The organism is Pseudomonas sp. 300 (assembly GCF_055803035.1).
Genome location: NZ_JAVLRV010000003.1, coordinates 428,035 through 437,299, shown reverse-complemented (window position 1 = coordinate 437,299; position 9,265 = coordinate 428,035). Strand labels below are relative to the sequence as shown.

Annotated in this window: 9 protein-coding genes; 4 read left to right on the top strand and 5 right to left on the bottom strand. The window is 60.5% G+C overall.

What is annotated here, in order from left to right:
- Positions 1-340 (bottom strand): TIGR02444 family protein (locus Q7W83_RS27385; protein ID WP_473658114.1); only part of this gene is annotated, 340 nt, incomplete at its 3' end.
- Between the two features lie 50 nt (positions 341-390).
- Between Q7W83_RS27385 and Q7W83_RS27380 the strand changes: the two genes are divergently transcribed.
- The 3 genes from Q7W83_RS27380 to rhtB all read left to right on the top strand — a co-directional run bounded on the left by Q7W83_RS27380 (position 391) and on the right by rhtB (position 3,713).
- On the top strand, positions 391-2,301 hold the full coding sequence (locus Q7W83_RS27380) for an ATP-binding cassette domain-containing protein (RefSeq protein ID WP_150632070.1): 1,911 nt from the start codon (positions 391-393) through the stop codon (positions 2,299-2,301).
- Complete coding sequence (locus Q7W83_RS27375) at positions 2,301-2,882, top strand: mechanosensitive ion channel family protein (RefSeq protein ID WP_150632071.1); 582 nt, start codon at positions 2,301-2,303, stop codon at positions 2,880-2,882. Before Q7W83_RS27380 ends, Q7W83_RS27375 begins: the two co-directional genes overlap by 1 nt.
- Positions 2,883-3,080: 198 nt before the next feature.
- Positions 3,081-3,713 carry a homoserine/homoserine lactone efflux protein gene (gene rhtB / locus Q7W83_RS27370; RefSeq protein WP_017341420.1) on the top strand — a complete coding sequence of 211 codons (633 nt, stop codon included), beginning with the start codon at positions 3,081-3,083 and terminating at the stop codon, positions 3,711-3,713.
- 83 nt (positions 3,714-3,796) lie between these two features.
- Here rhtB and Q7W83_RS27365 read toward each other — a convergent pair whose 3' ends face one another.
- Genes Q7W83_RS27365 through Q7W83_RS27350 form a run of 4 tightly spaced genes read right to left on the bottom strand, consistent with a single transcriptional unit; the run spans position 3,797 to position 6,949 of the window.
- Positions 3,797-4,540 carry a penicillin-binding protein activator LpoB gene (locus Q7W83_RS27365; protein ID WP_150638105.1) on the bottom strand — a complete coding sequence of 248 codons (744 nt, stop codon included), beginning with the start codon at positions 4,538-4,540 and terminating at the stop codon, positions 3,797-3,799.
- Positions 4,541-4,543: 3 nt separating this feature from the next.
- Positions 4,544-5,131 carry a penicillin-binding protein activator LpoB gene (lpoB, locus tag Q7W83_RS27360; RefSeq protein ID WP_017341418.1) on the bottom strand — a complete coding sequence of 196 codons (588 nt, stop codon included), beginning with the start codon at positions 5,129-5,131 and terminating at the stop codon, positions 4,544-4,546.
- A gap of 33 nt (positions 5,132-5,164) precedes the next feature.
- Positions 5,165-5,536: a YcfL family putative periplasmic lipoprotein gene (locus Q7W83_RS27355; RefSeq protein ID WP_473658110.1), complete on the bottom strand. Its 372-nt coding sequence runs from the start codon at positions 5,534-5,536 to the stop codon at positions 5,165-5,167.
- Positions 5,537-5,551: 15 nt separating this feature from the next.
- Positions 5,552-6,949 (bottom strand): COG3014 family protein, encoded by a 1,398-nt coding sequence (locus Q7W83_RS27350; RefSeq protein ID WP_150632074.1) that lies wholly within the window; start codon positions 6,947-6,949, stop codon positions 5,552-5,554.
- Between the two features lie 313 nt (positions 6,950-7,262).
- Between Q7W83_RS27350 and Q7W83_RS27345 the strand changes: the two genes are divergently transcribed.
- Complete coding sequence (locus Q7W83_RS27345) at positions 7,263-9,161, top strand: FTR1 family protein (protein WP_150638103.1); 1,899 nt, start codon at positions 7,263-7,265, stop codon at positions 9,159-9,161.
- The last annotated feature ends 104 nt before the right edge of the window (positions 9,162-9,265 follow it).

The window sequence follows — 9,265 nt, the reverse complement described above, 5'->3', positions numbered from 1 at the left end:
CCAGACGCTCCAGTCGCAACAACAGATGCCGTTCGGCTTCCATCTCCAGCGCCTTGACTTCCTGGCGCAAACTATTCAGCTCGGTATCCACGCTCGCGGCGGCTTTCCATTGCAGTCGCAAGGTGCGTAACGGTTGCACGACATCCGCGTCCCAGGGCCCGGCTAGATCACGCAGCAGCTGTAAGCGTTGTTCGTTGCAGGTAACGCCACGCTCTCCCAGCCATAGCCCACACAGCAACAGGCACACATTCACCCCCGCCGACTGCAAGGTCAGGCACGCGGCTTCAACGCCGGGACGGGCGTAAGTGCCAAGGGAAAAGCTCCACAGGTCAGAGGACATAGTGCTACTCGCGCCAGTTGCGAGCGAAGCTGGTAGACTCCGCCGCCATTATGATTCGACTTCAGAACCTGACTTTACAGCGTGGCCCGCAACGTCTGCTAGAAGACGCCGAGCTGACCCTGCACGCCGGCCACAAAGCCGGCCTCATCGGTGCCAACGGCGCCGGCAAATCGAGCCTGTTCGCCTTGATTCGGGGCGAGCTGCACCCGGACTCGGGTGACTGCTTCCTGCCGGCCGACTGGCGCATCGCCCACATGCGCCAGGAAATCGAGACGCTCGAACGCCTGGCGGTCGACTACGTGCTCGACGGCGACCTGCGCCTGCGCGAGGTGCAACGTGACCTCGCCGCAGCCGAAGCGGCCCATGACGGTGCTGCCCAGGCCCGCCTGCACTCGGAACTCGACAGCGCCGACGGTTACACCGCCGACGCTCGCGCTCGCAAGCTGCTGGCCGGCCTTGGGTTCACCAACGAGCAGATGGATCGGCAGGTAGGAGACTTCTCTGGTGGCTGGCGGATGCGTCTGAACCTGGCGCAGGCGTTGATGTGCCCCTCGGACCTGTTGCTGCTCGACGAGCCGACCAACCACTTGGACCTCGACGCCATCATCTGGCTCGAAGAATGGCTCAAAAGCTACCCCGGCACCTTGTTGCTGATTTCCCACGACCGGGACTTCCTCGATGCCGTGGTCGATCATGTGGCCCATGTCGACCAACGCAAGATCACTCTTTATCGCGGTGGTTACAGCGCTTTCGAACGCGCCCGTGCCGAACGTCTGGCCCAGCAGCAACAGGCCTACGAGAAACAGCAGGCGCAACGTGCGCACATGGAAAGCTACATCGCGCGTTTCAAGGCCCAGGCGACCAAGGCCCGTCAGGCCCAGAGCCGGATCAAGGCGCTGGAGCGGATGGAAGAGTTGTCCGCCGCTCACGTCGATTCGCCGTTCGACTTTGTCTTCCGCGAGTCGACGAAGATTTCCAGCCCGTTGATCGACCTGTCCGACGCCCGTTTGGGCTACGGCGACAAAGCCGTGCTGGAGAAGGTCAAGCTGCAACTGACGCCCGGCGCGCGCATCGGCTTGCTCGGCCCCAACGGCGCCGGTAAATCGACCCTGATCAAAAACCTCGCCGGTGAACTCTCGCCGCTGGCCGGTCGCTTGACCCGTGGCGAGAACACCGTCGTCGGTTACTTCGCCCAGCATCAGCTCGATTCCCTCGACTCGAAGGCCAGCCCGTTGCTGCACTTGCAGCGTCTGGCGCCGACCGAGCGCGAACAGACTCTGCGCGACTTCCTTGGCGGCTTCGACTTCCGCGGCGCGCGCATCGATGAGCCTGTGCTGAATTTCTCCGGTGGCGAGAAAGCTCGCCTGGCCCTGGCGTTGATCGCCTGGGAGCGGCCGAACCTGTTGCTGCTCGATGAACCGACCAACCACCTGGACCTGGAAATGCGCCTGGCGCTGACCATGGCCCTGCAGGAATTCAGTGGTGCGGTGCTGGTGGTCTCCCACGATCGCCATTTGCTCAAAAGTACCACTGACAATTTCTATCTGGTGGCGGACGGTAAGGTCGAAGAGTTTGACGGTGACCTGGAAGACTACGCCCGTTGGCTGGTCGACTACCGTCAGCGCAATGCCCCGGTCAGCAACACGCCGGTCAACCCGGACAAGACTGACAAGAAGGCCCAGCGTCAGGCGGCGGCAGCCTTGCGTCAGCAACTGGCGCCGCACAAGCGTGAGGCTGACAAGCTCGAAGCCGAGCTCGGCAAGCTCCACGAGAAGCTGGCGAAGATCGACGCCAGCCTGGGTGACAGCGACATTTACGAACCGGCACGCAAGAACGACTTGCGTGATCTGCTGGCCGACCAGGCCAAGCTGAAGGTGCGTGAAGCCGAATTGGAAGAAGCCTGGATGGAAGCCCTGGAATTGCTGGAAAGCATGCAGGCGGAGCTGGAGGCGCTGTCCTGATGGAAGCCTTCAAGCTACCGTTGCCGGCGATGTGGGTCGAGCCGATCTGGCTGGTCGTGCAAATTCTGCTGATCCTGCTGGCCGGTTATATCGCTCAGCGCGTCGTCGCTAAATGCCTGACTCGATTGGGCGAGCGTTACCCGTTTCCGCCACAGTTCTTGATGCCGCTGCGCGGCGGTCTGCGCTGGCTGATCATGGGCAGTGCGCTGATTTTTGTGCTGGAACGCCTCGGGGTGTCGGCGACGGTGCTCTGGACCGCGTTGTCCGGTTTCGTCGCGGTGGCCGCGGTGGCGTTTTTCGCCATGTGGAGCGTGCTCTCCAATCTGCTCTGCGCGATCCTGATCTTTACCGTCGGCCCTTTCCGTATTGGTGACGTGGTCGAGTTGGTGGACACCACTGACAAGCCTGGCGTCAAAGGTCGGGTAGTGGCGATCAATCTGCTCTACACCACGCTGATCGAAGCGGAAGAACTCGGCACCGGCAGCGCGATGGTGCAGGTGCCGAATAGCCTGTTCTTCCAGCGCTCGGTTCGACGCTGGCGTGGCAGCGATGTATTCCCTGTGAGCGGCTTCGAGAAATAAGTCTTCTACTGCCTGACACGCCGCTATCGCGGGCAAGTCGAATCGTCGCACCGCCCGCGATAGCGGTCTGTCTGATGACGAACTCTTCAAGCCCTAATCGCTGGTCGGCAGTCGCAACATCCGGTAAAAAATCGGTAGTCATCGGCCCCAAGTCGCATTAGTTTAGACGTCTGTCACGAGTCTGAGTCGAGGTGTGCGATGGAGCTTCAAACATGGCTGGCGTTTTTTGCCGCCTGCTGGGTGATCAGCCTGTCTCCCGGTGCCGGCGCCATTGCGTCGATGTCCAGCGGTCTGCAATACGGTTTCTGGCGCGGTTACTGGAACGCGCTGGGCCTGCAATTGGGGCTGGCGGTGCAGATCGCGATTGTCGGTGCGGGTGTTGGCGCGATTCTCACGGCATCGGCCACCGCGTTCTACGCAATCAAATGGTTCGGCGTGGCGTACCTGGTTTACCTCGCGATCAAGCAATGGCGCGCGCTGCCCAGCGACATGAGCGACGATGCGGCGGTGCGTCAGATCGGCAAGCCGATGGCCCTGGTGTTCCGCGGTTTCCTGGTCAACATCAGCAACCCCAAGGCCCTGGTGTTCATGCTGGCGGTGTTGCCGCAGTTCATTGACCCCCATGCGCCGCTGTTGGCTCAGTACCTGATCATCGGCGTGACCATGGTCTGCGTTGACCTGATCGTCATGGCCGGTTACACCGGGTTGGCGTCCAAGGTGCTGCGCTTGTTGCGCACGCCCAAACAGCAAAAACGCATGAACCGCACGTTTGCCGGGCTGTTCATTGGTGCGGCGGCGTTCATGGCGACGCTGCGTAAAGCCGCGGTGTAAACCGCCCAGCCACAAAAAAGGCGACCCCCTGCAGTAGCGAGCAAGCTCGCTACTGCAGGGGGTCGCCTTTTTCGTTCAAGGGATCAGCGCAAAATCACCGGCGCGGTATCCCGTGGCAGGTTGTTGCGCAACGGGGCTTGCCCCGGCTGCTCGTAACCGCCGCCACCGAGTTGTTGACTCAACTGCGTGGCCACGTCTTCACCCAGCGCCTTGGACACGTCACGAACCACCCGTGGCCGGTTCAGTGAAACCTTGATGTCCCGGCCATTCACCAGTTTGGTGTCCTGACCTTCGCCCATCGCCGTGAAGGCCGAGGTGATTTCAAAAGTCCGGGTGTTGATCAGGCTGAAGTCAGCCACCAGGGTCAGTCCCAACACGGCCGAATGGCTGTCGGTGTTGGCCAGCTCGGTCACGTCGCGGGTGAAATCAATGTCCGACACGGTGCCGAACAGCACATAGTCGGCACCCTTGAAGTTGCCGGCCTTGATCCGCTTGATCACGTCGTAGACGTCACCCTTGGACGAGGCGGTATACGGCGTGCCTTGCACCAGCTGAAACATGCCGGTGCGCAATATTTCGCCCTTGATGTCGCCGGTGAATTTACGCAATTCACCTTGTTCGATGTAGCTGTAGGTGGCCTCGATTTCGTTGTAGCTCGAAGAACCACTGGCGCTGTAGTAACCCTCACGATAATTGTTCTTGGCGGAAACGATGTGGATGTATTGCTCCACCCGCTCCTGATACGCCAGGTCCGTCACCGCGACTTTCGGGGCTGCCTGCGCGCTGAACGCGCAAGCCAGGGCCATCATGCCAATCCATGCGCGCATTGATTAACGCTCCGTGGTCTTGCGGATCTCTTTCTCGTCCATCCACTCGGCCAGACCGCTTTCAACGTCGATCAATTGCAGGCTGAATTTGTAGAAGACGTCCTTGTAGTCGCTGCTGCGCTTGACGATCGAGCTGATCGAACCTTCAAGACGGTATTTGGCGGCGATCATGTTGCCGGTCTTGGCCACGGTGGCTTTCTTGTACAGGCCGCTCTGGTTTTGCAGCTTCAGCTGGTCGACCTGGCTCTGCATGGCAGTGTTGTCGCTGGCGAAGCGGGCGGTGCCGGATTTCATCAGCTGGGTCTTGATGCTGGTGGTGATTTCGCGGGTGTCGATGTACTCGCTGGTCTTGTTCTTCACGTCGTAGACCTGAACCACCGGACGGCCCTGCAGAATGCCGGACTGTGCCAGGGAGCGGGTCATGGACTCGGCAATCATCTGCAGGTCGGTGGAACCGAACTCGTTGGTCACGGTTTCCACGGCCTTGGTGTCGCCGTAGCTGATGTTTTTGCTGCCCAGAGTAGGCGAAGTATTGGCGCAACCGCTGGCCAGCAGGGCGATAACGGCGATGAACGAAAAACGTGCAAACATGGGAATGCTCTCTAAAACTGATCGAATTGGGTGTTAAGGCGTTTTGATTTCGAGGCGGAAATCCACGGCTTTGGCGGTGGGCGCGATGGCCTGGATGAAACTGGTCTGCTCGCCGTACATCATCTGGCTTTTCCAGGTTTCTTCTTCGGCAATCGGAAAGCCTTCAGGGCCGAGCCAGGCAAAGCGGTAGTAGAAGGTCTTGTTGTTGAAGCTGGTGTTGCTCAGCTGCACATTGACCGTCATGAAGCCGTTTTCCCGGGCGACGCGCATGGCGCCCACCACAATGTTCTTCAGCTTGCCCATGGCCACGACTTTGCTGGCGGCGCTGCCTGGCTCAGGTGGCGGCAGTGTGGCGCAACCAGCCAGCAAGGCCAGGGCGACGACAGCGATGAGTTTGAAACGCATGTAAAGACTCCGTTCTTAAGGTTGTTTGAGGCTGGCCACAGCCGTCGGGCTGCTGCTCGAGACGACGTGAGCCGCGAGGCCGCTGGCAAACACCTGGTTGCCCACGGCACGCAGGCTGATGACCTGATAGCGTTGATCGACGGTGACCTTGACCACCGAACCACCGACCGCACTTGGCAACGTGACCTGGTGCTCACCTTTCTTCAGGCGCAGGCGTACCACCTGGGTGTTGTCCGGCAGGGTGCGCCACGTACGGGTATCGGCACCTTCGAGCACGGCTGAAGTGATACCGACCGCCAGGCCCGCGAGCGGGTTGGTTTCGTTGATTTTCTTCTGCGCGATGCCTTTGGTGACGGCCCGTACGGTGGTGCGCACGATGATGCCCGGCATGTCGTCACGCAGCGCGCGGCGGGACATGGCGGTGATGCTGTTGAGTTGCGTCAGATTGAGCTGCTGGCCGTCCACGCCGATCTGGGCAAGCGTGGCGGTGGAGGTATCAGGCTTGATGATCGGGAACGACAGCGGGGTGATCACCACATTGCCGCTGATCGGCAACGGCAGGGGCACGCGGATCGAATCCCGGGCCGGCGCCAGGCCGCTTTGCACGACGATCAGGATATCGCTGTCCTCGTCCTTGGCACTTTTCTTGTCGAGGTCTTTCAGTGCCTGTTCCAGCAGCGGGGTGTTCGGGCGCAGTTCGGCGGCTTTGCGATAACCCGGCGCGGCCAGGTCTTTTTCACCCAGGGCTTCGTAAACGAAGCCGGCCAGGTAATGGCTGAACGCACTCTGGTAGCTGTTTTTCAGGCCGACTACTTCCGGCGCATCGAGGCTGGCGACCGGGTAACCCTGCAGGTCTTTGTATTCGGTTTTGACGCCTTCTTTCTCGGCTTCCTCTTCGCTCTTGAGGTATTCCTTGTCGCGCAGGTCCGCGATCACCGCTTCACGTTCGTGGGTTTTCTTGATCGCGGTGCGCGCGCCGTCGAAGTCATTCACGGCCAGCAGGTTCAGGGCCATTTGAGTGGTCAGCATGACTTTTTCGTAGTCGTAGCCTTCGTAGCGACGGACCTTGTCGTTCACCAGGAAGCTGCCGAACTGGGCGAGGTACTTGCCGGTATCCAGCTTGACGGCGTCTTCCCACTTGCCAACCACTGCATCGGCGCTGGTCCAGGCGTTCTGGCTGCCGGACAGGTCGCCCTTGGCGCGCAGCAGTTCACCTTTCTCGAAGTAATACAGCAGGTCTTTGTCTTCGCCGGTGTTGTTCTTTTCCAGCAGGGTCAGAGCGGCGTCGACATTGCCGGAAGCCAGCTGCTGGTTGGTTTGTGCGAGTTCCGAGTCGTAGTTGCGGAATGCCGAACAGCCGGAGAGCAAAGTGACAGCGCTGAGCGCGATCAAGGTTAAGGCGCGGGAGGCCATAGTACTTCTTCCCTGAATGTATGCAGCCGTGCTTGCTGGTCGGGCTGTTGAGACCTATCGGCGCAGACGGGCGTCCTGCCAATTCCTCATGAGCAGAGGAGCTTGAGTGCCATGTCGATCAATTGCAGGCGCGACATTATAAGCAGGGACGATAGCTAAGTAATGGCTTTTTAATTCCATTTTTATAGAAAGTGCCATCATGAAGTCAGCGCGTAAATCGAGGCGTGATGCCGCATTTCACACAACAAAGCTTGAGTGAAACTCATTCGAAGTGAACAATGTGTTACTTCGTATTTCCAATTGAGATTCATTCATGACTGCCCCGTCCCGTTTCCTGGCCTGGCTGGTATTGCCGCTGTTTGCCTTGTGCAGTTCCAATCTGCTGGCCGACACCGTGGAAGGTGCGCCGCAAGCGCTGCATTTGCTCGATTACATTGGCGCGGACTACCCGCAATCTGTGCAAGCGGGCAAGGTCATCAGTGAGTCCGAGTACCGCGAGCAGCTGGAATTTACCAAGGTGCTGCAAGGCTTGATCGCGGCCATGCCGGACAAGCCGGAAAAGGCAGGGTTGGAGCAGGGCGTCAGCACACTGCACAGCGCCATCGCTGCTCGTCAGGACGGTGCGGACGTCGCCCGTCAGGCTCGGCAGCTTGGAGCGAAGCTGGCCGTGGCTTATGAAGTCAGTCAGGCACCGATCATTACGCCGGACCCGACCCGGGGCGCGCCGCTGTACGCCCAGCATTGTTCGGTCTGCCATGGCGATGCGGGTGCCGGCGATGGCCCGGCCGGTGTCGGTCTGACGCCGCCGCCGGCCAATCTGCGCGATGTTGCGCGCCAGGATCGATTGAGCCTTTACGCGATCTACAACACCTTGGGGATGGGCGTAGAAGGCACTGACATGCCGGCCTTCGCCGATCAGCTGGATGACCGTCAGCGTTGGGACTTGGCGACCTACATCGCCAGTTTCAGTGCCGATCCGGCCGCGGCAACATCCGAAAAAACCTACAACATCGCCGACCTGGCTCGACAGACCCCGGCCGAAGTGCTGGCCGCCGAAGGCCCGCAAGCGGCAGCGACCTTCCGCGCCCAGCGTGCGCAACCGCCGCAGGTCAAGCGTGGCCCGGCGCAATTGCTCGACTACACCGCTGCAACCCTGGACAAAAGCGTCGCGGCATATCGCGCCGGCGATCACGATCAGGCTTATGACTTGTCGGTAGCGGCTTACCTGGAAGGCTTTGAACTGGTCGAAAGCTCCCTGGACAACGTCGATGCCAACGTGCGCAAAGATACAGAAAAATCCCTGATGGCTTACCGTCAGTCGTTGCAGGACGGCTTGCCGGTGGCCGAGGTCCAGAAACGTCTGGATGCAGCCAAAGCCAGGTTGAAGGCGTCTGCCGGCCTGCTCGGCAGTGATGGTTTGAGCTGGTCCCTGAGCTACATCTCCGGGTTGCTGATACTGCTGCGCGAAGGTCTGGAAGCGATCCTGGTGCTGGCGGCGATCCTCGCGTTCCTGCGCAACACCGGCCAGCAATCGGCGGTGCGCGGTGTCAACGTCGGTTGGGGCCTGGCGCTGGTGGCCGGTCTGGCGACATGGGCGCTGGCGGCGTTTGTGATCGATGTCAGTGGCTCGCAGCGTGAATTGCTGGAAGGCGCGACGGCGTTGTTCGCGGCGGTCATGGTGCTCTGGCTCGGCGTGTGGATGCACGACCGTCGCCATGCAGCGGCCTGGCAGGATTACATCAAGAGCAGCCTGGTGGGCGGCGGCGGGCGTTTCGGCTTTGCGACGCTGGCATTCTTCTCGGTGTATCGCGAACTGTTTGAAGTGATCCTGTTCTACGAGACTTTGTGGTTGCAGGCCGGGCCAGCGGGGCATAACGCGGTGTTGGCCGGCGGGGCGACGGCGCTGGTGCTGTTGGTTGGTCTGGCGTGGGTGATCCTGCGGGGCTCGGCGAAACTGCCGCTGTCACTGTTTTTCAGCATCAATGCCGGGTTGTTGTGCGCTCTGTCGGTGGTGTTTGCCGGTCATGGCGTGAAGGCGTTGCAGGAAGCCGGGATCTTCGGCACGCGGCCGGTGCCGTTCTTTGACTTCGACTGGCTGGGCATTCACGCCGATGCGTATTCGCTGAGTGCTCAGGCGGTGGCGATCATTGCGATCATTGTGTTGTATGGGCGTAGCTGGATGGCGGAGAAGCGGCGGGTGCAGGTTTCTTAAAGGCATTCGCTGCGCTCACAATCGCGAGCAGGCTCGCTCCCACAGGATGGCGTATAACCTGTGGAAGCGAGCCTGCTCGCGATTTTTTTTGAGAGGTAAAACCT